Source organism: Geobacillus sp. FSL W8-0026 (genome assembly GCF_037966255.1).
GTDB lineage: Bacteria > Bacillota > Bacilli > Bacillales > Anoxybacillaceae > Geobacillus > Geobacillus icigianus.
In genome coordinates this window covers 3019333-3042327 of sequence record NZ_CP150194.1, presented here as the reverse complement: position 1 = coordinate 3042327, position 22995 = coordinate 3019333, and the positions used below count along the sequence as shown (strand labels likewise).

General features: G+C 54.2%; 25 protein-coding genes and 1 riboswitch. Of the genes, 21 read left to right on the top strand and 4 right to left on the bottom strand.

Annotated features, from left to right (window positions below):
- Nucleotides 1–94 precede the first annotated feature (94 nt).
- Both NST29_RS15280 and NST29_RS15275 read right to left on the bottom strand, forming a co-directional pair.
- The gene (locus NST29_RS15280; RefSeq protein ID WP_033018545.1) at nt 95–430 is read right to left on the bottom strand and encodes a spore coat protein; all 336 of its coding nucleotides are present in this window, start codon (nt 428–430) and stop codon (nt 95–97) included.
- Between the two features lie 15 nt (nt 431–445).
- Complete coding sequence (locus NST29_RS15275) at nt 446–703, bottom strand: hypothetical protein (RefSeq protein WP_033018548.1); 258 nt, start codon at nt 701–703, stop codon at nt 446–448.
- Nucleotides 704–868: 165 nt separating this feature from the next.
- Between NST29_RS15275 and NST29_RS15270 the strand changes: the two genes are divergently transcribed.
- Nucleotides 869–1786: a proline dehydrogenase gene (locus tag NST29_RS15270; protein ID WP_033018587.1), complete on the top strand. Its 918-nt coding sequence runs from the start codon at nt 869–871 to the stop codon at nt 1784–1786.
- A 20-nt stretch (nt 1787–1806) separates the two neighbouring features.
- Here the strand turns inward: NST29_RS15270 and NST29_RS15265 are convergent, their stop codons facing one another.
- Complete coding sequence (locus tag NST29_RS15265; RefSeq protein ID WP_081897172.1) at nt 1807–1956, bottom strand: YuzL family protein; 150 nt, start codon at nt 1954–1956, stop codon at nt 1807–1809.
- Nucleotides 1957–2142: 186 nt separating this feature from the next.
- Between NST29_RS15265 and NST29_RS15260 the strand changes: the two genes are divergently transcribed.
- The 19 genes from NST29_RS15260 (at nt 2143) to NST29_RS15170 (ending at nt 21178) form a co-directional block, all read left to right on the top strand.
- Nucleotides 2143–4530: a 3-hydroxyacyl-CoA dehydrogenase/enoyl-CoA hydratase family protein gene (locus NST29_RS15260; protein ID WP_033018549.1), complete on the top strand. Its 2388-nt coding sequence runs from the start codon at nt 2143–2145 to the stop codon at nt 4528–4530.
- Between the two features lie 27 nt (nt 4531–4557).
- Entirely contained in the window at nt 4558–5730 is a 1173-nt protein-coding gene (locus NST29_RS15255) for an acetyl-CoA C-acetyltransferase (protein ID WP_033018550.1), read from the top strand.
- Nucleotides 5731–5840: 110 nt separating this feature from the next.
- Nucleotides 5841–7625, top strand: a complete 1785-nt coding sequence (locus NST29_RS15250) for an acyl-CoA dehydrogenase family protein (protein WP_033018551.1) — start codon at nt 5841–5843, stop codon at nt 7623–7625.
- A 192-nt stretch (nt 7626–7817) separates the two neighbouring features.
- Complete coding sequence (locus NST29_RS15245; RefSeq protein WP_033018553.1) at nt 7818–8195, top strand: arsenate reductase family protein; 378 nt, start codon at nt 7818–7820, stop codon at nt 8193–8195.
- Nucleotides 8196–8412: 217 nt separating this feature from the next.
- Nucleotides 8413–8796: a glycine cleavage system protein GcvH gene (gene gcvH, locus NST29_RS15240; protein ID WP_033018554.1), complete on the top strand. Its 384-nt coding sequence runs from the start codon at nt 8413–8415 to the stop codon at nt 8794–8796.
- Between the two features lie 73 nt (nt 8797–8869).
- On the top strand, nt 8870–9106 hold the full coding sequence (locus NST29_RS15235; protein ID WP_033018556.1) for a YusG family protein: 237 nt from the start codon (nt 8870–8872) through the stop codon (nt 9104–9106).
- A 95-nt stretch (nt 9107–9201) separates the two neighbouring features.
- Nucleotides 9202–9561: a toprim domain-containing protein gene (locus NST29_RS15230; protein ID WP_033018557.1), complete on the top strand. Its 360-nt coding sequence runs from the start codon at nt 9202–9204 to the stop codon at nt 9559–9561.
- The gene (locus NST29_RS15225; RefSeq protein ID WP_033018558.1) at nt 9558–9872 is read left to right on the top strand and encodes a thioredoxin family protein; all 315 of its coding nucleotides are present in this window, start codon (nt 9558–9560) and stop codon (nt 9870–9872) included. Before NST29_RS15230 ends, NST29_RS15225 begins: the two co-directional genes overlap by 4 nt.
- Before the next feature lie 149 nt (nt 9873–10021).
- On the top strand, nt 10022–10369 hold the full coding sequence (locus tag NST29_RS15220) for a hypothetical protein (protein ID WP_033018560.1): 348 nt from the start codon (nt 10022–10024) through the stop codon (nt 10367–10369).
- A gap of 74 nt (nt 10370–10443) precedes the next feature.
- Nucleotides 10444–10553, top strand: a riboswitch (SAM riboswitch).
- Between the two features lie 176 nt (nt 10554–10729).
- Complete coding sequence (locus NST29_RS15215; RefSeq protein ID WP_033018562.1) at nt 10730–11758, top strand: methionine ABC transporter ATP-binding protein; 1029 nt, start codon at nt 10730–10732, stop codon at nt 11756–11758.
- Entirely contained in the window at nt 11748–12416 is a 669-nt protein-coding gene (locus NST29_RS15210) for a methionine ABC transporter permease (protein WP_033018567.1), read from the top strand. The genes NST29_RS15215 and NST29_RS15210 overlap by 11 nt, the downstream gene beginning before the upstream one ends.
- 16 nt (nt 12417–12432) lie before the next feature.
- Nucleotides 12433–13281: a MetQ/NlpA family ABC transporter substrate-binding protein gene (locus NST29_RS15205; RefSeq protein WP_033018569.1), complete on the top strand. Its 849-nt coding sequence runs from the start codon at nt 12433–12435 to the stop codon at nt 13279–13281.
- A 434-nt stretch (nt 13282–13715) separates the two neighbouring features.
- Complete coding sequence (locus NST29_RS15200; protein WP_033018570.1) at nt 13716–14078, top strand: carboxymuconolactone decarboxylase family protein; 363 nt, start codon at nt 13716–13718, stop codon at nt 14076–14078.
- 638 nt (nt 14079–14716) lie between these two features.
- A complete protein-coding gene (gene sufC, locus NST29_RS15195) occupies nt 14717–15496 on the top strand; it encodes a Fe-S cluster assembly ATPase SufC (protein WP_033018571.1) in 780 nt (259 codons plus the stop codon).
- Nucleotides 15497–15513: 17 nt separating this feature from the next.
- Nucleotides 15514–16824 carry a Fe-S cluster assembly protein SufD gene (gene sufD, locus NST29_RS15190; RefSeq protein WP_033018572.1) on the top strand — a complete coding sequence of 437 codons (1311 nt, stop codon included), beginning with the start codon at nt 15514–15516 and terminating at the stop codon, nt 16822–16824.
- Entirely contained in the window at nt 16821–18041 is a 1221-nt protein-coding gene (locus tag NST29_RS15185; RefSeq protein WP_033018574.1) for a cysteine desulfurase, read from the top strand. The genes sufD and NST29_RS15185 overlap by 4 nt, the downstream gene beginning before the upstream one ends.
- Nucleotides 18031–18480 (top strand): Fe-S cluster assembly sulfur transfer protein SufU, encoded by a 450-nt coding sequence (gene sufU, locus NST29_RS15180; protein WP_033018575.1) that lies wholly within the window; start codon nt 18031–18033, stop codon nt 18478–18480. The genes NST29_RS15185 and sufU overlap by 11 nt, the downstream gene beginning before the upstream one ends.
- Before the next feature lie 6 nt (nt 18481–18486).
- Nucleotides 18487–19884, top strand: coding sequence for a Fe-S cluster assembly protein SufB (sufB, locus tag NST29_RS15175; RefSeq protein WP_033018579.1), 1398 nt, complete (start codon nt 18487–18489; stop codon nt 19882–19884).
- 394 nt (nt 19885–20278) lie between these two features.
- A complete protein-coding gene (locus NST29_RS15170) occupies nt 20279–21178 on the top strand; it encodes a hypothetical protein (RefSeq protein WP_108209737.1) in 900 nt (299 codons plus the stop codon).
- A 97-nt stretch (nt 21179–21275) separates the two neighbouring features.
- On the opposite strand, the gene NST29_RS15165 is transcribed toward NST29_RS15170, so the two are convergent.
- The gene (locus NST29_RS15165; protein ID WP_200878267.1) at nt 21276–21887 is read right to left on the bottom strand and encodes a LysE family translocator; all 612 of its coding nucleotides are present in this window, start codon (nt 21885–21887) and stop codon (nt 21276–21278) included.
- Nucleotides 21888–22139: 252 nt separating this feature from the next.
- Between NST29_RS15165 and NST29_RS15160 the strand changes: the two genes are divergently transcribed.
- A complete protein-coding gene (locus tag NST29_RS15160; protein ID WP_033018588.1) occupies nt 22140–22988 on the top strand; it encodes a DUF72 domain-containing protein in 849 nt (282 codons plus the stop codon).
- Nucleotides 22989–22995: the final 7 nt, after the last annotated feature.

Below are 22995 nucleotides of genomic sequence, written 5' to 3'. Positions count from 1 at the left end.
CAGATAGACGGAGGGCAAGCGATTGGTGAAGAGAAGACCATGTTGGACAAAACAGGGATGTCTTGACCATGCTTGAACATCCCTGTTTCATTTGTTATTGCTTTGTATGGGACGAATGCGGCAGCTGGCTCTGATATCCTTGAAACTGCTGGTACGTTTGCTGAAGCTTTTGGGCATCGGCCGCTTCGAGCTTGTACCACCCTTTTTTAAACATGAGTTCGTACAGCTCGCGTTGACAGTTTTGCGTTTCCGTAAAAATATTCATCATATCCTGATATAATGCTTGATGGCTTGCTTCATGCAAAAAGACGCTGTACGACAAGGTCATGTATTTTTCCGTCGCGAGCATATCGTTTAAAAAATCCCGCTCGTTCATTTGCGGCGTTTTCGGAACGGGCGTTTCCGGATTTTGCACTTGTTTCGTGTTCATTCGTTCTGCCTCCTTTCACATCACCGGTGGCTGCGGCGGATTTTGCAAGTGGCGCAATATCATGTCATAATGGCGTTCGTGCATTTGCCCGGCGCGCTCGATCGCCTGCGCCACTTCAGGATCGCGGCATTGCGCGGCGAAAAAGTGCGCTTTTTTCGCCGCCAGCAAGTTCCATGACATCATGTCGGCAAAATACATCGCGTCTTTTGTTGACACCATCTGCGGCGGTGCGGGCATCGCCGCCTGTGGATTCATTTGCGGCTGTTGCTGCATCTTCGTTTCGCTCCTTTCTCCTTCATTCGCTTTTTAGCGTGTCCGGTGTGTGGAAAATTATGCACATATAAAACATGAATGGCGAAGAAAAAACATATTCAATTGGTCGGAAACGTGGTACAATAATGATGGTGAATGCGTTTCCATACAAGGGGGCTTGCAATGGTGGAGCAGCTGATGCGAGATATGTTCTTGTTTCTGTCCAAAAATAAAACGTTGACGAAGCTGGCGAAGCGATACGGCCTCCGCTTCGGCGCTTCCAGATTTGTCGCCGGCGAGACGATCGACGAAGCGGTGCGTGTCATCCGCCAGTTGAACGAAAAAGGCTTGGCGGTGACGGTCGATTATTTAGGCGAGTTTGTCGACAATGAGCGGGAAGCGAATGAGATGGCGCGCCATTGCTTGGAAGCGATCGAGGCGATCAGCCGGGAGAAGCTGAATTCGCAGCTGTCGTTGAAAATGACCTCGATGGGGCTGGATATTTCCGATGAGCTCGTGATGCGCAACATGCGCCGCATTTTGGACGCAGCGAAAGAGCGCGGCGTGTTTGTGACGATTGACATGGAAGATTATTCGCGCTGCCAGAAGACGCTCGACATTTTTAAAACGTTGAAAAAAGAATACGACAACGTCGGCACGGTGCTGCAGGCGTATTTGTATCGGACGGAACAAGACATTGAAGATTTAAAGCCGTACCGCCCGAACTTGCGGCTTGTCAAAGGGGCGTACAAAGAACCGCCCGAGGTGGCGTTTCCAGACAAAAAGGATGTGGATGAGAATTTTAAAAAGATCATCAAGCAACATTTGCTTAACGGTAACTATACGGCGGTGGCGACGCATGACGATGCCATCATCGAATATACGAAACAGCTCGTCAAGGAATACAACATTCCAAACAGCCAATTTGAGTTTCAAATGTTGTATGGCATCCGCCCCGAGCGACAAATCGAGCTGGCGCGCGAAGGATATACGATGCGCGTCTACGTTCCGTACGGCACGGACTGGTACGGCTACTTTATGCGCCGGCTGGCTGAGCGGCCGGCCAACGTGGCGTTTGTCATCAAAGGAATCATCCGCAAATAAGAGAGGCTGGCGCATCGGCGTCAGCCTTCTTGCATGTTGTGCTTTTTGTACTGCTGGTTTTGGCTTGTCCGTTTGCCCCCGCCATCCGCTTCTACGGTCGGACCGGCGTTGCCTTTGACGCTCGCGGCGCTGACCCCGCGTTCGGACGGGTTCTTTTTCAAGCGGGCCATCGCGGTTCACCTCCTCGTTCTTAGTATGAGCCAGCTGTTTGCGGACGATGTGAGAAAAATGTGCGGCAAATAGGTTGCGAAAATTACTAACATACTATATATTTAGTTATAGATAGCGGTTTCAACGATATTTTTTTTCACAAAAAATGAATGACGATTCATTCAATGGTGTAAGGGGGAAGCGAAATGGCAAAACGCATTCGGCGCGCCGCGGTGCTAGGGTCCGGCGTCATGGGGGCCGGCATTGCCGCCCATTTGGCGAACGTCGGCATTCCGACGTTGCTGCTGGACATCGTGCCGCGCGAGTTGACGAAAGAGGAAGAGGCAAAAGGTTGGACGCTCGAGCATAAACAAGTGCGCAACCGCCTCGTTAATCAGGCGCTCGAGCGGCTGCTCAAGCAAAAACCGGCGCCGCTCATGTCCAAAGACAACATCGCTTTAATTGAAACGGGCAACTTCGAGGATGACTTCCACCGGCTCGCGGAAGTCGATTGGATCATTGAAGCGGTCGTGGAAAAGCTGGAAGTGAAAAAAGAAGTCTTCGCCCGTGTGGACGAGGTGCGGACGCCGGGGACGATCGTCAGCTCGAACACGTCCGGCATCTCGATCGCCGCGATGGCCGAAGGGCGCTCGGAAGACTTCCAAAAACACTTTTTAGGCACGCATTTCTTCAACCCGCCGCGCTATTTGAAGCTGCTGGAGATCATCCCGACGGAGCATACCGATCCGGCTGTGGTCGCCTATATGAAATCGTTCGGCGAAGACGTGCTCGGCAAAGGCGTCGTGCTGGCGAAAGATACGCCGAACTTCATCGCCAACCGGATCGGCACGTACGGACTGCTTGTTACCGTCCGCGAGATGATGCAAGGGGGCTACAGCGTCGGTGAAGTCGATTCGGTCACCGGGCCGCTCATCGGCCGGCCGAAAAGCGCGACGTTCCGCACGCTTGATGTCGTCGGGCTCGATACGTTTGTCCATGTCGCCAACAACGTATATGAAAACGTCGAAGGGGAAGAAAAAGAGGCGTTCCGCGTGCCGGAGTTGATGAAAACGATGCTTGACAACGGCTGGCTCGGCAGCAAATCCGGACAAGGCTTTTTCCTCAAGCAAGGAAAAGACATTCTCGAGCTGAACTACGTCACGATGCAGTACGAGCCGCGCAAAAAGCTGGTCACTCCGGCGGTGGAGATGGCGAAGCAGGCGAAAGGAACGGCCGCCAAGCTGCAAGCGCTCGTCTATGACGACGGCGACCGCGCCGGCACGCTTCTATGGAACATCATCGCGCCGACGCTTCTATATACGGCCGGGCTTGTCGGGGAGATCGCCGACGACATCGTCGCGATCGACCGGGCGATGAAGTGGGGGTTCGGCTGGGAGCAAGGTCCGTTTGAGCTATGGGATGCGATCGGCCTTGAAAAATCGGTGCGCAAAATGCAGGCGGAAGGGCGCGACATCCCGGCGTGGATTACGGACATGCTCGCCGACGGAGCGACCTCGTTCTATCAAACGAAAAACGGCCAGCTGTTCTATTATGCGCCGGGCGGATATAAAACAGTAGAAGAAAGCGAAAAAGTCATCCACATCCGCCGGCTGAAAGAAACGCGCGGGGTCATCAAGAAAAACGCCGGCGCAAGCCTCATCGACCTCGGCGATGACGTGGCGCTTTTGGAGTTCCATTCGCCGAACAACGCGATCGGCGCGGACATCGTTTTCATGATCAACGAGGCGCTTGAGGAAGTGAACCGCAATTACAAAGGATTGGTCATCGGCAACCAAGGGAAAAACTTCTGCGTTGGCGCGAACTTGGCGATGATGCTCATGGAAGCGCAAGACGAAAACTTTTTTGAATTGGAACTTGCCGTTCGCCAGTTCCAGCAAGCGCTTCTTCGCATGAAATACAATCCGAAACCGGTCGTCGTCGCGCCGTTTGCCATGACGCTCGGCGGCGGGGCGGAAGTGAGCTTGGCGGCTTCGCGCATCCAAGCGGCGGCGGAAACATACCTCGGGCTCGTTGAAGTCGGCGTCGGCTTGATTCCGGGCGGCGGTGGCAACAAGGAGCTGTACATCAAACGGTTGAACAGCCTGCCGCGCGGCGTGGACGTCGACTACGTCAAGATTGCGGCTGGCGTGTTTGAAACGATCGCCATGGCGAAAGTGTCAACATCAGCGGCAGAAGCGCGCGAACTTGGCTTCTTGAATCACCGCGACGGCATTACGATGAACGGCGACCATCTTTTGCATGAAGCGAAACAGGCTGTGCTCTCGCTGTATGAGGAAGGATACCGGCCGCCTGTAAGGAAGAAAGTGCCGGTGGCCGGCGAAAGCGGCTATGCGGCCATGCTGCTGGGCGCGCAGTCGATGTTCCATTCCGGCTACATCAGCGAGCACGATTTGAAAATCGCGAAAAAGTTGGCGTACGTCCTAGCGGGCGGCAACGTGCCGTACGGAACGGAAGTCGATGAGCAATATTTGCTCGATTTGGAGCGCGAGGCGTTTTTGAGCCTGATCGGCGAACTGAAGACGCAAGCGCGCATGCAGCATATGCTTGTGAAAGGAAAACCGCTCCGCAACTAAGGCGGGGACGATCAAGGGGGGATCGGCGTGAGAGAAGCGGTCATTGTCGCAGGAGCGCGGACACCGGTCGGCAAAGCGAAAAAAGGAACGCTCGCCCATGTGCGGCCGGACGATTTAGGGGCGCTCGTCGTCAAAGAGACGTTGAAACGGGCAGGAAATTATGAAGGAAACATCGATGATCTCATTATCGGCTGCGCCATGCCGGAGGCGGAGCAAGGCTTGAACATCGCCCGCAACATCGGCGCGCTCGCCGGGCTGCCGTATACGGTGCCGGCGATCACGATCAACCGGTATTGCTCGTCCGGCTTGCAGGCGATCGCCTACGCGGCGGAACGGGTCATGCTCGGCCATTCCGACACGGTCATCGCCGGCGGGGTCGAATCGATGAGCATGGTGCCGATGATGGGCCATGTCGTCCGCCCCAATGCCCGCTTGGCGGAAGAAGCGCCCGAATATTACATGTCAATGGGGCACACGGCTGAGCAAGTGGCGAAAAAATACGGCGTGAGCCGCGAAGATCAAGACGCGTTCGCGGTGCGCAGCCATCAGCGCGCCGCCAAGGCGATTGCGGAAGGCAAGTTCAACGAGGAAATCGTGCCGGTGGAAGTGGTGGTGCGCAAAGTCGAAAACAACAAACTCGTCGAAGAAACCGTCGTCTTTGCGCAAGATGAGGGCGTGCGTCCGGACACGAACATGGAGACGCTCGCAAAACTGCGTCCGGCGTTTGCGGTCAACGGCACGGTCACGGCCGGCAACGCGTCGCAAATGAGCGACGGGGCGGCGGCAGTGATGGTGATGGACCGTGAAAAAGTGGAGTCGCTCGGCTTGAAGCCGCTCGGCAAGTTCCGGTCCTTTGCGGTCGCCGGCGTGCCGCCGGAAGTGATGGGCATCGGCCCGATCGCCGCGGTGCCGAAAGCGTTGAAGCTTGCGGGCTTGGAACTGTCTGACATCGGCTTGATCGAGTTGAACGAAGCGTTCGCCTCGCAATCGATCCAAGTCATCCGCGAACTTGGGTTGGATGAGGACATCGTCAACGTCAACGGCGGGGCGATTGCGCTCGGCCACCCGCTCGGCTGCACGGGCGCGAAGCTGACGTTGTCTTTGCTTTACGAAATGCGGCGCCGCAACGTGCAGTTCGGCATCGTCACGATGTGCATCGGCGGCGGCATGGGCGCAGCCGGCGTGTTTGAACTGCTGTAGCGGACGGGTGGCCGTGGCCCGAAGGAGCGGCCCGGCTGCAAGGAACGTCCATTTCCCGGGCGGCGTTGCCGCCCGGATCATCAATCATCTTTTGAGGGAGGAAATGAACGATGGCCAAAACAATCGAAGAAGCGATCAAAGGCGGCAGCTTTCTAATTGAAGACATTCCGGCGGAGCGCGTGTTTACGCCCGAAGATTTCACCGACGAACATCAAATGATCGCCAAAACGACGGAAGAGTATGTCAACAACGAGGTGCTTCCGCAGCTTGAACATCTGGAAAATCACGAGTTTGACCGCTCGGTGAAGCTGCTCCGCAAAGCGGGCGAGCTCGGCCTGTTGAGCGCGGACATTCCGGAAGAGTACGGCGGCTTGGGCTTAGATAAGGTCAGCTCGGCCATCATTGCCGAAAAAATGGCGCCGGCCGGCGGCTTTGCGATTTCGCACGGGGCGCACGTCGGGATCGGTTCGCTGCCGATCGTGTTGTTTGGCACGGAAGAACAAAAACAAAAATACTTGCCGTATTTGGCGACCGGCGAAAAAATCGCCGCTTATGCCTTGACGGAGCCGGGCTCGGGTTCGGACGCCCTCGGCGCGAAAACGACAGCGAAGCTCAATGCGGAAGGCACACATTACATTTTAAACGGCGAAAAACAATGGATCACGAACTCCGGATTCGCCGATGTGTTTGTCGTCTATGCGAAAGTCGACGGCCAACATTTTACAGCCTTCATCGTTGAGCGCGATTTCCCGGGCGTTTCAACCGGTCCGGAAGAGAAGAAAATGGGGATCAAAAGCTCATCGACGCGGACGCTCATTTTGCAAGACGTACCGGTGCCGAAAGAAAACGTGCTCGGCGAAATCGGCAAAGGCCATGTCATCGCCTTTAACATTTTGAACATCGGCCGCTACAAGCTCGGGTTGGGGGCGGTCGGCGGCGCGAAGAGGGCGTTTGAGATCACGGTCAAATACGCCAATCAGCGCCAACAATTCAAACGTCCGATTTCGCAGTTTACGCTGACGCAGGAAAAATTGGCGACGATGGCGTCGCGCCTGTATGCCGCCGAAAGCTCGGTCTACCGCACGGTCGGCTTGTTCGATGAGCGGATGGGCTTGCTTGATGCCGAAAAAGCGAAAGATGGCAAAGAAGTGGCCAAATCGATCGCCGAATACGCGATCGAATGCTCACTGAACAAGTTTTTTGCCACGGAAGTGCTCGATTACATCGTCGATGAAGGCGTGCAAATCCATGGCGGCTACGGCTTTATGCAAGAATACGAAATCGAGCGCGCCTACCGCGACTCGCGCATCAACCGCATTTTTGAAGGAACGAACGAAATCAACCGCCTGCTCGTGCCGGGCATGTACTTGAAAAAAGCGGTAAAAGGCGAGCTGCCGCTGTTCCAAAAAGCGCAGCAGCTGCAGGAAGAGCTCATGATGATGGCCGCTGAAGAGCCGGGTTCGGGCGCGCTGGAACAAGAGAAATACTTGGTGCGCCAAGCGAAAAAAGTTGCCTTGATGGTCGCCGGCTTGGCGGCGCAAAAATACGGCCAGCGCATTGAAGAAGAGCAAGAAGTGCTCGTCAACATCGCTGACATCGTTTCGAACGTTTACGCGATGGAATCGGCGCTCTTGCGCACGGAAAAAGCGATTCAAGCGAGCGGTGAGGAGAAAAACAAACAAAAAGTGCTGTACACGCAAATTTTCTGCCAAGAGGCGTTCAATGAAATTGAAGCCCATGCGAAAGAGACGCTCGTCGCTGTGGAGCAAGGTGACACGCTGCGGATGATGCTCGCCGCGCTCCGCCGGCTGACGCGCCATACGCCGATCAACGTGATCGCGAAAAAACGTGAAACGGCCGCTGCGCTCATTGAAGCGGAACGATATGTTGTGTGAGCGTTGAAGCGGCGCGGTAAGTTGTGTGATAATGAGAAGTACCAGGTCCGACCTGGTACTTCTTGTCGTTTCGAGGAAACTGCAGGCAGAAGCGGACGGTTCGCTGCCTTTGGCCGCTTGTTCTCGCTGTTGGGAACGGGCGCCGCCAAACATCGGATCATCCGAGCGAATTCAGCGGAAAGGGGGAGGACGATGACGCTCACGCTCTATTGGTATCCAAAGTGCGGAACGTGCCGGAAGGCGAAAAAATGGTTGGATGACCACGGCATTGAGGTGCAAACGGTGCATTTGGTCGACGAGCCGCTGACGAAAGAGCAGCTCGCCGACCTGCATCGGAAAAGCGGGCTGCCGCTGAAAACATTTTTTAATACAAGCGGGTTGAAATACCGCGAGCTCGGATTAAAGGACAAGCTTGACGGCGCATCGGAAGACGAGATGCTCAATTGGCTCGCTTCGGACGGAATGCTGGTGAAGCGGCCGATTTTGACGGATGGCGAGCGGGTGATCGTCGGGTTTCGCGAGTCGGCGTATGAATCGTTTTTTGGACAGGCGCCGGCCGTGAATCGGTAATGAGTTCGCCATCCGGGCACGGCGGAACGGCAACAGTGAAAGGGGCAAACGGGGGTTGTTCCGCCGGTTCGGGCGGCCGGCGTAGACAACGGTTTTCGACAGGGCGGGTGCGAAGCCCAAAAATTTTTCGCCGGCCGAACAGACAGACGGTGAGTTTTCGCGGAAAATCGGTTATGATGAAGAGGAGCACACTTTTTTGTCGCAATGGAGGGATTCGATGAACACGCCAAAGGAACTTCGCTATACGAAAGAGCATGAGTGGGTGCGCGTCGAAGGCGAACACGTGCGCATCGGCATTACGGATTACGCGCAATCCGAGTTGGGGGATATCGTCTTTGTCGAACTGCCGGAAGTGGGCGCGCAGCTGAAAGCGAACGAGCCGTTCGGCAGCGTTGAGTCGGTGAAAACCGTCTCGGAGCTGTACGCGCCGGTCAGCGGAACGGTCGTCGAAGTAAACGAGGCGCTCAACGATCATCCGGAGTATGTCAACGAATCGCCGTACGAGAAAGCGTGGATGATCGTCGTGAAACCGAGCGACACCCGTGAGATTGACCAATTATTGACAGCGGAACAATATGAAGCGATGGTGACGGAAGGATAAACATGGCCGTCATTTTCGGCTCAATTCGGGCACCCTATACATATGGAAGAAATGAAACAAGGGGGTGCGAAAGATGGCGCTGCAATCGGCGCGCATCGATGTGACCGATCGGGTAATCGGCAAATGGAACGGCCGCACGCTTGATTTGTATGCGGAAGGGGAGCTGATCGGCCATGTTCCGCTTCCGGAGACCGTTCCGTTAAAAAGCGGCTATACAGTGCAAAATGGAAAAGTTTACAAAGACGTGACCGCTACCGTTGAGCCGGGGCAAAAATATGTCGACTGCGACGGGGAAGCGGGCTGGTGTTGAAAGGCAACGGTGGATGGCCGTTGCTTTTTTTCAACCTTTGGCTCGCATCGATCATACAATAGAGCACAACATTGGTGGAGTTAGGTGGGGCGGATATGCGACAAGTGGAAAAGGTGATCATCGTCGAGGGGAGATCGGATAAACAAAAGGTGGCGGCGGTGTTGAATGAACCGGTCGTGATCGTGTGTACGAACGGGACGATCAGCGATGCCCGCTTGGAAGAGTTGGCCGACGAGTTCGAAGGCCAAGATGTATACGTGCTTGCCGACGCCGATGAGGCGGGGGAGAAGCTGCGCCGCCAGTTTCGCCGCATGTTTCCCGAAGCCGAACATATTTATATTGACCGGGCGTACCGGGAAGTGGCGGCCGCTCCGCTTTGGCATTTGGCGCAAGTGTTGCTGCGCGCCGATTTTGAGGTGCGAATGGAATGGTTGATGAAGGGGGGAAGCGGGTGAACGCGATCGATCGCAATGAGCTCAGAAAAACGATCGAGAACGAGCCGCTTTTGGCGCTGTATTTGTATACCCCGCTGTGCGGCACATGTCAATTGGCGCGGCGGATGCTCGTGATTATCGAGCAGCTATTCCCGACGTTGCCGTTTTACGAAACGGATATCAACTATATTCCTGAGCAGGCTGTGGAGTGGCAAATTTCCAGCGTTCCATGCTTGCTTCTTTTTGTTGACGGAGCGATGGCCGACAAATGGTATGCGTTCCCTTCCGTCACCGATTTGTATGAGCAACTGCAAGCCCGGCTGCCGCGTTGACTGTCCCCCTTTTTTTGACTCCGTTTGACACATTTCTTGGGAAATGACAAAAACGGCGTCCGTTCGTCAACAGGCTGTCGAGATTTTTGTAAAGGATTCTTGCCCCCACATATGGAAATAGAGAACAAAGGACATGGGGGTGATGGTCAATGGAAGTGCGTGAGTTTGTGGAACGGTTCATCGAGCGGATGCAAATGTTGCGTCATTTGTTGCCGATTTTGCCGGACGAGCAGTTATGCGTTCGGTTTGAAAGCGACGGGGAGGCCGCTTCCGTCTTGCTTGGCAAAGAGCCGGCCATCGTTGAGTGCGAGAACGATGAACGAAACACGTTGACGGTGCGCGGTTCGAAGGAAGCGCTCGCCTCCTTGCTGAGCGGTGAGCTGAAGCTGCAGCAGCTCGTCCGGCTGCAAGAAGTGCACGTATCGGGAAGCTTCCGCCATTTATTGCTGCTGGAGTCGCTCCTCCATTTGGCCAAGCCGTATCGGCATGTTGGATAAAAAATAGGTTGACACGATTCGACATCCAATGATACAATCACATTCGTAACCAAATTGAATACATTTGCGTTGTGCTCTTATCAAGAGAGGTGGAGGGATGTGCCCAATGAAGCCCGGCAACCGTCAGCGCTTGCGCTGAAATGGTGCCAATTCACACAAAGCAGCCTGCTTTGAGAGATAAGAGACGGAATGGTAGACAATACCTTTCTGTTCTCCGCGGGCAGAAAGGTTTTCTTTTTGCGCTTGCTTGGGCGCTGGGCGTGAACAGCCCGCTTCGGCTGCTTGCGCGGGCGCGCTCGGCGGCGGGGCTTGCGCCTGCTGGCGAACGGGAAGCGCACGGCAAGAAAGGAAGGTGAAACGATGATCACCCTTGAACAGGTGACGAAAGTATACCAAGCGGCCAACGGTGCGGTGACAGCCGTTGACAACGTGTCGCTTGAGATTCGCGAAGGAGAAATTTTTGGAATTATCGGCTACAGCGGGGCCGGAAAAAGTTCGCTCATTCGGCTGTTAAACGGATTGGAAAAACCGACGAGCGGTCGGGTGATCGTCGCCGGCCGCGACATGGCGCGCGTGAAAGGTCGGGAGCTTCGAAACGCCCGTCAGGAAATCGGCATGATTTTCCAGCATTTCAACTTGCTTTGGTCGCGCACCGTCAGGGAAAATATCGCTTTTCCGCTCGAGATCGCCGGTGTTCCGAGAGAGGAACGGCAAAAGCGCGTCGATGAGCTCATCCAGCTTGTCGGTCTCACCGGGCGGGAAGAGGCGTATCCGTCGCAGCTGAGCGGCGGGCAAAAGCAGCGGGTCGGCATCGCGCGGGCGCTCGCCAACAATCCGAAAGTCCTGCTTTGCGATGAGGCGACGTCCGCCCTCGATCCGCAGACGACGGACGCGATTTTGGATTTGCTCGTTGACATCAACAAGCGGCTCGGGCTGACGATCGTGCTCATCACCCATGAAATGCACGTCATTCGCAAAATTTGCGACCGCGTCGCGGTGATGGAAAGCGGCAAAATCGTCGAACAAGGCGACGTGCTGCACGTGTTCCGGAACCCGCAGCAGCCGATTACGAAACGGTTCGTCAAGCAGCTGGTCGAGCCGGAGGAAACCGAAGAAGCTGTCTCGCATCTGTTCGGCCACTACCCGAACGGGGTGATCGCGCAGTTGACGTTTGTCGGCGCCGCCGCTGGACAGCCGCTCATTACGCAAGTCGTCCGCCAATTTGCCGTTGATGTCAACATTTTACAAGGAAAAATTTCACAAACCCATCAAGGCGCCTACGGCGTGCTGTTTGTGCACATCGACGGGGCGGCGGATGAAATCGGTCGGGCGCTCGACTATATTCAAGACCAACAAGTGGCGGTGGAGGTGATTCACGATGCTCGCTAACCTCCTGCCGAACGTGCAATGGGAAACGATGTGGGCGGCAACGGTCGAGACGCTGTACATGACCGGCATGGCGGTCGCCGCCACGTTCGTCCTCGGAGTGGTGCTTGGGCTGCTGTTATTTTTAACGGCAAAGGGAAACCTATGGGAGAACCGGCTGGCCAATACGGTCATCGCGGCGTTCGTCAACATTTTCCGCTCCATTCCGTTCATTATTTTGATCATTTTGCTTATTCCGTTTACGAAATGGCTCGTCGGGACGATGCTCGGCGCCAACGCGGCGCTGCCGGCGCTCATCATCGGTGCGGCGCCGTTTTACGCCCGCATGGTTGAGATCGCCCTCCGCGAAATTGACAAAGGGGTCATTGAAGCGGCGCAGGCGATGGGCGCCTCGACGTGGACGATCATTTGGAAGGTGCTTTTGCCGGAATCGTTGCCAGCTCTTGTCTCGGGGATTACCGTCACCGCGGTGTCGCTTGTCGGCTATACGGCGATGGCTGGCGTTGTCGGCGCCGGTGGACTTGGGAATTTGGCGTATTTGGAAGGATTTCAGCGCAGCCATAACGATGTGACGTTTGTCGCGACCGTGTTGGTGCTTGTGATTGTCTTTGTCATTCAGTGGATCGGTGACATTGTCACTTCCAAAATAGATAAACGATAAAAGGAGGAAAAAATCGATGAAAAAATGGCTTGGCGTGCTGTTCGCTTCCGTCTTGGTGTTCGCCTTGGCGGCTTGCGGCGGCAACAACAACGCCGCCGATGAGGGTGGCAACGGCAAATTGGTAAAACTGAAAGTCGGCGCCTCGAACGTGCCGCATGCGGAAATTTTGGAAAAAGCGAAACCGATTTTGAAGAAAAAAGGCATTGACTTGGAGATCATTACGTTCCAAGACTATATTTTGCCGAACAAAGCGTTGGCCGACAAAGAAATTGATGCCAACTACTTCCAACACATTCCTTATTTAGAGTCGCAAATGAAAGAGCATGGCTACCAATTCGTTAACGCCGGTGGCATTCATATTGAGCCGATCGGCTTGTACTCGAAAAAATACAAAAGCATCGAAGAGCTGCCGGACGGCGCAACGATCATCATGAGCAACTCGGTCGCCGACCACGGCCGTATTTTGTCGATGCTGCAAGAAAAAGGGCTCATTAAACTGAAACCGGGCGTCGATAAAACGAAAGCGACGGTGAACGACATCGTCGAAAATCCGAAGCATTTGAAGTTTAAGGCCGATGTCGACGCTGGGCTGCTGCCGCAAATTTACAAAAACGGCGAAGGCGATGCGGTGCTGATCAATGCCAACTATGCGCTGGACGCCGGCTTGGATCCGGCGAAAGACCCGATCGCTGTGGAGTCGCCGAAAAACAATCCGTATGTGAACATTGTCGCCGTGCGCAAAGGCGATGAAAACCGGAAGGAAATCAAAACATTGGTCGAAGTGCTGCAATCGAAAGAAATTCAAGATTTCATCAAAGAAAAATACCACGGTGCCGTCATTCCAGCGGCGGAAAACAATCAATAACGGGAGCGGTTCGCTCCCGTTATTTTTCGTCAGCGGTTCTAACATGGCAACGGGCGGAGAAATGGTGAAGCCGTGCAGCGCGCGACAACGGCCGGTCAGCGGCTTGAGCCCTCCCGCTTGCGCCAAGGGCAGTGCTCATCGCCTAGAAGGCCGGTGAAAAACCGCTGACACACCAATTGGAGGCGTATTTTCATTCAGAAAAGAAAGCTGATTCTGTGAGGTTTCTCTCATTGAGAAATGGATGGAGCTTAGCGGTATTTTTGCACGAAATCACCAGCCTCCTAGATGGCGATGATTGAACCGGCTGCGGCCGGCACAAAAAACACCGGCCAACGCCGTGGCGGTCTCCTCCTTTTTCCGATATGATTCGCCGTTTAATTTGCCGTTCCTGCATGCATACTAACAGCAGAAACGGACAAAGGAGGAAAACGAAAATGAACCACGTCACACCGTCATCGGTCGAATCGGCGCTTCGCCACTACAAAGAAGGGCTCGGGGCGTTCACCCAAAAACTCCCGAACGTAGCGGAGCGATTTAACGCCTTTACGGAAGCGTGCTTTGCCGAGGGGGCGCTGTCGAAAAAGGAAAAGCAGCTGATCGCGCTTGGCATCAGCTTGGCGACGCAAGATGAGTATTGCACGATTTACCACACGAAAGGATGCCTTGATGAAGGGGCGTCGGAACAAGAAGTTTTGGAAGCGTGCGCGGTGGCGGCGGCGTTTGGCGGCGGGGCGGCGATGAGCCAAGCGGTGACGCTCGTCCAAGAATGCCTCCGCGAGCTGCGCACCGCCCATTAAGACTCCGGTGACGGGGTCTTTTTTAGTGAGAAGATCAGTTGGTATCTCCTGTAAACCGAGAAAATCGGCAATTTGAACGGGTCTTTTTTAGTGAGAAGGTCGGTTGGTGAACGAAGCGGGGGCCTCGCCGATTGGGTTCGCGCTTAGAAGGCTGGTGAAAAAACGCTGGTTCCTTTCATCAATGGGAGAATGAGCGAAAAGCAGGACCGATGTAACAAGATTTTTCTAATTGAGAAATAACATTCGTAAAGCGGTATCCACGATTCAATCACCAGCCTCTTAGAAGGCCGGTGAAAAAACGCTGTTTCCATTGCGCGTGGGGGGGACGAGTGAAAGCAAGATGGATGGGCAGTCGGCCAACGGAAAAGAGGGCGGACGTTGAACCGCTCCGGGGCTAGCGGCGGGGAGATTTTGCCCGTTCTTTATGGCAAATGCTCGTACAAACGGGCATTTTCGTGTAAAATATAAAAAGTGGTACCGATGTTTCGCCGGAGGAATCACGCGCCGAAGAGGCGGAACAGTTGCGAATACTTTTCATTTGTTATAAAATTGTAATGAGAATAAATTGAGAATGAACGGCCGCTAGATGATCAAAACGGGCGGCGCTGACTTTCAAGCAGAAATTGGAGGTATGCTGCATGGCAGTGTTGACGATTCGCAATCTTCACGTGTCAGTGGAAGGAAAAGAGATTTTAAAAGGGGTAGATTTGGAAGTCAAAGGCGGGGAGATCCATGCGATTATGGGGCCGAACGGAACGGGGAAATCGACGTTAGCTTCCGCGATTATGGGTCATCCGAAATATGAGGTGACGGAGGGCACGGTGACCTTGGACGGCCAAGATGTTCTCGAGATGGAAGTCGACGAGCGGGCGCGCGCCGGCCTGTTTTTGGCGATGCAATACCCGAGCGAAATCAGCGGGGTGACGAACGCCGACTTTTTGCGGGCGGCGATCAATGCCCGTCTTGGCGAAGGCAATGAAATTTCGCTCATGAAATTCATCCGCAAGCTTGATGAAAAAATGGCCTTTCTTGACATGAATCCGGATATGGCGCACCGGTATTTGAACGAAGGGTTTTCCGGCGGGGAGAAAAAGCGGAACGAAATTTTGCAATTGATGATGCTCGAGCCGAAAATCGCGATTTTGGACGAGATTGACTCCGGGCTGGATATTGACGCGCTGAAAATTGTCGCCAAAGGCGTCAACGAGATGCGCAGCAGCGATTTCGGCTGTTTGATCATCACCCACTATCAGCGGCTGCTGAACTATATCACTCCGGATTATGTGCACGTCATGATGCAAGGGCGCATTGTCAAATCCGGCGGTCCGGAACTGGCGCAGCGGCTGGAGGCGGAAGGATACGACTGGATCAAAAAAGAACTTGGCATCGAAGACGAAACGGTCGGGCAAGAAGCGTAAGCGTTAGGAGGAGGACTATGGCGACAGAAACGAAAATTCCATTCGATGAAACCTACATCCGCACGTTCTCAAGCGGGCGCGGCGAGCCGGAATGGCTGACGGCGCGGCGTCTCGAGGCGCTGGAACGCGCGGAGCGGCTGCCGCTGCCGAAACCGGACAAAACGAAGATCGAGAAATGGAACTTTCACGGCTTCGCCCGTCACACGGTGGAGAGCGCGGCGTACGCCAGCCTCGATGATTTGCCGGACGCCGTAAAGGCGCTCATCGAAGCAGGGAAAGAAACGAAAAACTTGTACGTGCAGCGCAACCATACGCCGGCGTATGTGTCGCTTTCTGAAGAGCTGAAAGAAAAGGGCGTCATTTTCACCGACATTTTGACGGCGGCGCGCGAGCACGGCGATTTGCTTGAGCGCTATTGGATGACCGCGGTCAAGCCGGATGAGCACCGCCTCGCCGCGCTTCATGCCGCGCTCATGAACGGCGGCGTATTCGTGTATGTTCCGAAAAACGTTGAAATTGAAACGCCGCTTCAGGCTGTTTACATTCAAGATGAAGACGACATCGCCTTGTTTAACCATGTCATCGTCGTGGCGGAAGACAACAGCCGCGTGGTGTTCGTGGAAAACTATTTGTCAGCGGACCGCAACGGTCAAGCGTCCGCCAATATTGTGGCCGAAGTGTTCGCCAACGCGAACGCCCGCGTCTTTTTCGCCGCCGTTGACCATTTGGCGAGCGGCGTGACGACGTACGTGAACCGGCGCGGCATCGCCGGGCGCGACGGGCGGATCGAATGGGCGCTCGGGCTGATGAATGACGGCAACACGGTGTCGGAAAACATCACGCGCCTCGTCGGTGACGGCTCGTTCGGCGATACGAAAACCGTTGTCGTCAGCCGCGGCGAGCAAGTACAAAACTTTACGACCAGCGTCGTCCACTACGGAAAGCATACGGAAGGGTACATTTTGAAACACGGCGTCGTCCGCGACAGCGCGACTTCAATTTTCAACGGCATCGGCAAAATCGAGCACGGCGCATCAAAATCAAACGCCGAGCAAGAATCGCGCGTGCTCATGTTAAGCGAAAAAGCGCGCGGCGATGCGAACCCGATTTTGTTGATCGATGAAGACGACGTCATGGCCGGCCACGCGGCGTCGGTCGGTCGTGTCGACCCGATTCAGTTGTATTACTTAATGAGCCGTGGCATTCCAAGACGGGAAGCGGAACGTCTGATCATTCACGGCTTTTTGGCGCCGGTCGTCGAAGCGATTCCGATTGACGGCGTGAAAAATCAATTAATTGAAGTGATTGAAAGGAAAGTTCAATCATGAAGGTGAACGAAATCCGCGCGTTGTTTCCGATTTTGCATCAGAATGTCAACGGCCACCCGCTCGTCTATTTTGACAGCGCCGCGACATCGCAAAAGCCGCTGCCGGTGATTGAGGCTCTTGACCGCTACTACCGCGAGTACAACTCGAACGTTCACCGCGGCGTCCATACGCTCGGAACGAAGGCGACCGACGCGTACGAAGGGGCGCGCGAAAAAGCACGGCGTTTTCTTAACGCCCGCTCGATGCAAGAAATCATTTTCACGCGCGGGACGACATCAGCGCTCAACTTGGTCGCCTCAAGCTACGGGCGCGCCCATGTCAACGAAGGCGATGAAATCGTCATCACGTACATGGAACATCACAGCAACTTGATCCCATGGCAGCAGCTGGCGAAGCAAACGGGCGCGACGCTGAAATACATTCCGCTGCAGGAAGACGGCACGATCGATCTCAACGATGTCGAGGCCACGGTGACGCCCGCTGTGAAAATCGTCGCCATCGCCCATGTGTCGAACGTGCTCGGCACGATCAATCCGATTCGCGAGATCGCCCGCATCGCCCATGAGCGCGGGGCGATCATCGTCGTCGATGCGGCGCAAAGCGCTCCGCATATGAAGATCGACGTCCAAGAACTCGATTGCGACTTTTTGGCGTTTTCCGGCCATAAAATGTGCGGACCGACCGGGATTGGCGTATTATATGGAAAAAGAGAATTATTGGAGCAAATGGAGCCGATCGAGTTTGGCGGTGAAATGATCGATTTTGTCGAACTGTACGACTCGACGTGGAAAGAGTTGCCGTGGAAGTTTGAAGGTGGGACGCCGATTATCGCCGGCGCCATCGGCCTCGGCGCGGCGATCGATTTCCTCGAGCAAGTCGGCTTGGACGCGATTGCTGCCCATGAGCATGAACTGGCGCAATACGCGCTTGAACGAATGGCGGATCTCGAAGGCGTTACCGTCTATGGACCGAAGGAGCGGGCGGGGCTGGTGACGTTTAACATCGACGGCGTGCACCCGCACGATGTGGCGACCGTTTTGGACGCCGAAGGCATCGCCATTCGCGCCGGCCACCATTGCGCCCAGCCGCTCATGAAGTGGCTTGACGTGACGGCGACCGCCCGGGCGAGCTTCTATCTGTACAACACGAAAGAGGAAATCGACCGGTTTATCGCTGCATTACAGAAAGCGAAGGAGTACTTCAGCCATGTCTTCTAACCATCCGTTGGATCAGCTTTACCGCCAAGTCATTATGGATCATTATAAAAACCCGCGCAACCGCGGGGTGCTTGAGGGCACGAATGTCGATGTCAACATGAACAACCCGACGTGCGGCGACCGCATCCACTTGACAATGAAAGTGGAAGACGGCAGAGTCGCCGATGTCAAGTTTGAAGGGGAAGGCTGTTCGATTTCGATGTCGTCGGCGTCGATGATGACGCAAGCGATCAAAGGAAAAACGGTGGAGGAGGCGCTTCGGCTCGCCCACATTTTCTCCGACATGATCCAAGGCAAAGCGTACGACGATTCCGTTGACCTTGGCGACATCGAGGCGCTCCAAGGCGTTTCCAAATTTCCCGCCCGCATCAAATGCGCGACGTTGGCGTGGAAAGCGCTCGAAAAAGGGCTACATGGCCACGAACATGAAGGAAGGTGAACCACGATGGCGAAAAAAGCACCGGAAATCGGGGAATACAAGTACGGTTTCGTTGACAAGGACGTCTCCGTCTTCCGCGCCCAGCGCGGCCTGACGCGCGAAGTCGTCGAAGAAATTTCGCGGATGAAAAACGAGCCGCAATGGATGCTCGAATTCCGCCTAAAAGCGCTCGACATCTTCTACAGCAAGCCGATGCCGCAATGGGGCGGCGACCTGTCGAGCTTGGATTTTGACGAAATCACCTACTACGTCAAGCCGACGGAAAAATCGGGCCGCTCGTGGGATGAGGTGCCGGAAGAAATTAAAGCGACGTTTGATAAACTCGGCATTCCAGAGGCGGAGCAAAAATATTTGGCCGGCGTTTCCGCCCAATACGAATCGGAAGTCGTCTACCATAACATGAAAGAGGATTTGGAAAAACTCGGCGTCATCTTTAAAGACACCGACTCGGCGCTGAAAGAAAACGAAGACTTGTTCCGTGAGTATTTCGCCAAAGTCGTGCCGCCGACCGATAACAAGTTTGCCGCCTTGAACTCGGCGGTTTGGTCGGGCGGTTCGTTCATTTACGTTCCAAAAGGTGTCAAAGTCGAAACGCCGCTGCAAGCGTACTTCCGGATCAATTCGGAAAACATGGGGCAGTTTGAGCGGACGCTCATCATCGTCGATGAAGGGGCGCACGTCCATTACGTCGAAGGCTGCACCGCGCCGATTTACACGACGAACTCGCTCCATAGCGCAGTCGTGGAAATCATCGTCAAAAAAGGCGCGTACTGCCGCTACACGACGATCCAAAACTGGGCGAACAACGTCTTCAACTTGGTGACGAAGCGCGCCGTCTGCGAAGAAAACGCGACGATGGAATGGATTGACGGCAACATCGGCTCAAAGCTGACGATGAAATACCCGGCCGTCATCTTAAAAGGCGAAGGGGCGCGCGGCTTGACGCTGTCGATCGCCATCGCCGGCAAAGGACAGCACCAAGACGCCGGGGCGAAAATGATCCACTTGGCGCCGAATACGTCTTCGACGATCGTCTCGAAGTCGATTTCGAAACAAGGCGGAAAAGTCACGTACCGCGGCATGGTTCATTTCGGCCGCAAAGCGTCCGGTTCGCGCTCGAACATCGAATGCGACACGCTCATTCTTGACAACCAGTCGACATCGGATACGATTCCGTACAACGAAATTTTAAACGACAACATCTCGCTTGAACACGAAGCGAAAGTGTCGAAAGTGTCGGAAGAGCAGCTGTTCTACTTGATGAGCCGCGGCATTTCCGAACAGGAAGCGACGGAAATGATCGTCATGGGCTTCATCGAGCCGTTCACTCGCGAGCTGCCGATGGAATACGCCGTCGAGATGAACCGCTTGATCAAGTTTGAAATGGAAGGAAGCATCGGATAAGCTGGATAAATCAAGGGGTTAGCGCGCCGTTGCGGGCCTCGCACCCACAATGATTGACACAAACCGGAGCGGCTGGTTTCTTGCTCTTTCCGCTTATCTTCGGGGGCGCCCTTAGCGCCCCCGAATACGTTGTTTGCCGCGTCGTGGGGCACTTTCTAGAAGGTGGGTGATTTAGGGCAAAATACTGCCGATTCCATTCTTTCCTCAATTAGAGAAACCTTGTAGAATCAGCTTTCTTTCCTGAAATGAAAACGCTGCCGATTCGTGTGTGACAGCGGTTTTTCACCGGGCTTCGAGGAGGGATTCGCGTTTTTCGTGTTGCCGTTGCTTTGACAGGTAAAAATGGTACTGCGTCTGATTTGCCGCGAATGGATACGATAAGGGTGGGGTATCGGTGAAACGGATCCTCCGTTATGTTTTGTTGTGTACCATGCTAGCTGGCTGTGATCATCAGGAGATGAGTTTACAAGCTCATCATTGGGAGGCAAAAAGGCAAGGGTTTGACCAAGAAGAGATCGAGAGCCTCATTAGAGAGCCGGAAAGCCTCAATAAAGTCAACCGACAGCTCAAAAATAAGGAGGTTGCGACTTTCTTTTGGCTGGGGATGACGAAAGAAGAGATTCGCCATATGGATGGACAGGAGATCGATTTTTTTCGTGCGAGACGCGCGGCGAATCAATGGAATGAGCCCGATGAACAAACGGTGAAGGAGATTTTTAAGAAACAGGCGGATCATCAAATGATCCAATGCCATATCGAGAAACAGAAGTTATGCACCACATCAACGATTTACACCGATCATCAAAAGAACATCATGAAATTGACCCTCTCTGTTTCCTCACTCAATCGAGAAGAGCATCGATACGCCGTCGTCTTGTCGTATGAATGGCTGATCGATCCGAAAGAAAAGGGGACGGATTTTTACGGGATTTTGACGACGGAAAATGCGGTTGTCGATTATCACCACGTTTACAGCTCCTACAAGACATATCAGGATCGCTCTCACGTCAGCATACAACATAGTAGGAAGCCGTACCAATCTTCTGTTGTAGGGTATATGATGAAAAATTCCTTGCGCAAGGAAAGCAGCCGCCACTTTGGATATGTGTATTCGGAAACCGTACCTTCCGATCGCGCGCAAACGTATATTGATGTGAAGGGATTTTATGTTCATGCTCATCGGGCGTGGGGCGACAGCGACTTGTTTTCCTTCCAAGATGTTTATAACTGGAATGGGAAGGCTGATGCGGTGATGTTCAAGTCGCCGGTGATCCGCATCTTCATCCAACCGTGATGAAGCGGGATCGAACGGGGGAGCGTTCGCTTTTGGGCGCTCCCCTGTCTTCTCTCATGCTAGGTCGCTTTTGTTCCGCCGCGCTCCGTCTTCCTGTTTAGCGCTGGACTTTTTCAAGCGCCAATTTGATGCCAAACCCGATCATCACCGCGCCTGTGATTCCTTCGATCCATTTCTTCGTCTTCGGCCGCTTCATGAAATCGCTAATACAATGGACGAAGGAAATGTAAAACAAAAACCATATAGCGGTCATCGCTGTATAAGCCGCCCCCATCACGAGAAACGGAACAAAGGAGTGCGAGCCCGGTGCTACGAATTGCGGCAAAAAGGTGAAGAAAAAGGCCGCCACTTTCGGATTTAAGAAATCGGTCAGAAACCCTTGCTTGAAGCAGGCAGTGTGTTGTCCTCCGCCTTTGATGTCCCTTTCCGCACCTAGGGTTTCCCCTTTTTTCATGACTCCATATAATGCCTTAACACCTAAATACGTTAAGTACACAGCACCCACATACTTCAGGATCGAAAACAGCAGGGCAGATTGCATAATGACGGCTGAAAGCCCTAAAGCCGCCGCAGCGGTATGGATAAAAAGGGCGCAACAAACTCCAAAAGCGGTTTTCAATCCGCCGATTTTCCCGACCGAAATAGTGTTTTTTGTAACAATCGCGGTATCGGGCCCCGGCAGCACAATCAAAAAAATAGATAACATCATGAATGAATAGAGATGGATCAATGGAGATCGCCGCCTTTCCACTATGGTATTGTTAGAATTTTTTTGCGAATATCATTGTAGAGCAGTTTTGGATTCATTTCAATCATGGTTTTTCTCTTGGTACGGCTGGACAAATTCCAACGCCTCCCTCGCCATTGTCGGCCGCATGGACAGCAGGCGTTTTGATTTTAAGGCAGTTGCACTTGTGATATAGTGAAGATAGTTGGGAAATGGAGTGAATTGGTGATGACCATGATTTACATCGGACTGACCGGCTGGGGCGATCATGACAGCCTCTATCCGCCCGGTTTGGCGGCGAAAGATAAATTGCCGGAATATGCGGCGCATTTTCCGACGGTGGAGGTCGATTCGTATTTTTACGCCATTCAGCCGCGGGCGAACGTGGAAAAATGGATTCGCGAGACGCCGCCGTCGTTTCAGTTTATCGTGAAGGCCTATCAAGGGATGACCGGACATGAGCGCGGCCCGATTCCATATGAAAGCAAGGAAGAGATGGTTGCCGCGTTTTTGGAATCGATCGCGCCGTTTCAAGAAGCGGGAAAATTGGCGATGGTGCTGTTTCAGTTTCCGCCGTGGTTTGACTGCCGGCGCGAGCATGTCGCGTACTTGCGCTCGGTGAAGGCGCGGATGGGGGAAGTGCCGGCGGCGCTTGAATTTCGCCATCAATCTTGGTTTTCGCCGCGCTTTCGCGCCAAAACGCTTCGCTTTATGGAAGAGGAAGGCTGGATTCACGCGATTTGCGATGAGCCGCAGGCAGGGGAAGGGTCGGTGCCGATTGTGTTGCATCCGACTCATCGCGAAAAGACGCTGATTCGCCTGCACGGCCGCAACGTGCACGGCTGGAACAAGGCGACGGCCGGCGAGAACTGGCGGGCCGTCCGTTATTTGTATCGCTACAATGAGCGCGAGCTGCGCGAATGGGCAGATCGCATTCGAGCGCTCGCAGCGAAAACGGACCACATTTATGTGCTGTTTAACAACAACTCCGGCGGCGATGCCGCCGACAATGCCAAGCAATTGATCGAGTTGCTCGGCTTGGAGTACAACGGCCTTGCGCCGCGGCAGCTTGGTTTGTTTTAAAGCAAGG

Bases quoted from the DNA above. Each gene is read 5' to 3' on its own strand.
- NST29_RS15280 (WP_033018545.1), bottom strand. From the start codon at position 430: ATGAACACGAAACAAGTGCAAAATCCGGAAACGCCCGTTCCGAAAACG.
- NST29_RS15275 (WP_033018548.1), bottom strand. From the start codon at position 703: ATGCAGCAACAGCCGCAAATGAATCCACAGGCGGCGATGCCCGCACCG.
- NST29_RS15265 (WP_081897172.1), bottom strand. From the start codon at position 1,956: ATGGCCCGCTTGAAAAAGAACCCGTCCGAACGCGGGGTCAGCGCCGCG.
- NST29_RS15260 (WP_033018549.1), top strand. From the start codon at position 2,143: ATGGCAAAACGCATTCGGCGCGCCGCGGTGCTAGGGTCCGGCGTCATG.
- NST29_RS15250 (WP_033018551.1), top strand. From the start codon at position 5,841: ATGGCCAAAACAATCGAAGAAGCGATCAAAGGCGGCAGCTTTCTAATT.
- NST29_RS15245 (WP_033018553.1), top strand. From the start codon at position 7,818: ATGACGCTCACGCTCTATTGGTATCCAAAGTGCGGAACGTGCCGGAAG.
- gcvH (WP_033018554.1), top strand. From the start codon at position 8,413: ATGAACACGCCAAAGGAACTTCGCTATACGAAAGAGCATGAGTGGGTG.
- NST29_RS15235 (WP_033018556.1), top strand. From the start codon at position 8,870: ATGGCGCTGCAATCGGCGCGCATCGATGTGACCGATCGGGTAATCGGC.
- NST29_RS15230 (WP_033018557.1), top strand. From the start codon at position 9,202: ATGCGACAAGTGGAAAAGGTGATCATCGTCGAGGGGAGATCGGATAAA.
- NST29_RS15220 (WP_033018560.1), top strand. From the start codon at position 10,022: ATGGAAGTGCGTGAGTTTGTGGAACGGTTCATCGAGCGGATGCAAATG.
- NST29_RS15215 (WP_033018562.1), top strand. From the start codon at position 10,730: ATGATCACCCTTGAACAGGTGACGAAAGTATACCAAGCGGCCAACGGT.
- NST29_RS15210 (WP_033018567.1), top strand. From the start codon at position 11,748: ATGCTCGCTAACCTCCTGCCGAACGTGCAATGGGAAACGATGTGGGCG.
- NST29_RS15205 (WP_033018569.1), top strand. From the start codon at position 12,433: ATGAAAAAATGGCTTGGCGTGCTGTTCGCTTCCGTCTTGGTGTTCGCC.
- NST29_RS15200 (WP_033018570.1), top strand. From the start codon at position 13,716: ATGAACCACGTCACACCGTCATCGGTCGAATCGGCGCTTCGCCACTAC.
- sufC (WP_033018571.1), top strand. From the start codon at position 14,717: ATGGCAGTGTTGACGATTCGCAATCTTCACGTGTCAGTGGAAGGAAAA.
- sufD (WP_033018572.1), top strand. From the start codon at position 15,514: ATGGCGACAGAAACGAAAATTCCATTCGATGAAACCTACATCCGCACG.
- NST29_RS15185 (WP_033018574.1), top strand. From the start codon at position 16,821: ATGAAGGTGAACGAAATCCGCGCGTTGTTTCCGATTTTGCATCAGAAT.
- sufU (WP_033018575.1), top strand. From the start codon at position 18,031: ATGTCTTCTAACCATCCGTTGGATCAGCTTTACCGCCAAGTCATTATG.
- sufB (WP_033018579.1), top strand. From the start codon at position 18,487: ATGGCGAAAAAAGCACCGGAAATCGGGGAATACAAGTACGGTTTCGTT.
- NST29_RS15165 (WP_200878267.1), bottom strand. From the start codon at position 21,887: ATGATGTTATCTATTTTTTTGATTGTGCTGCCGGGGCCCGATACCGCG.
- NST29_RS15160 (WP_033018588.1), top strand. From the start codon at position 22,140: ATGATTTACATCGGACTGACCGGCTGGGGCGATCATGACAGCCTCTAT.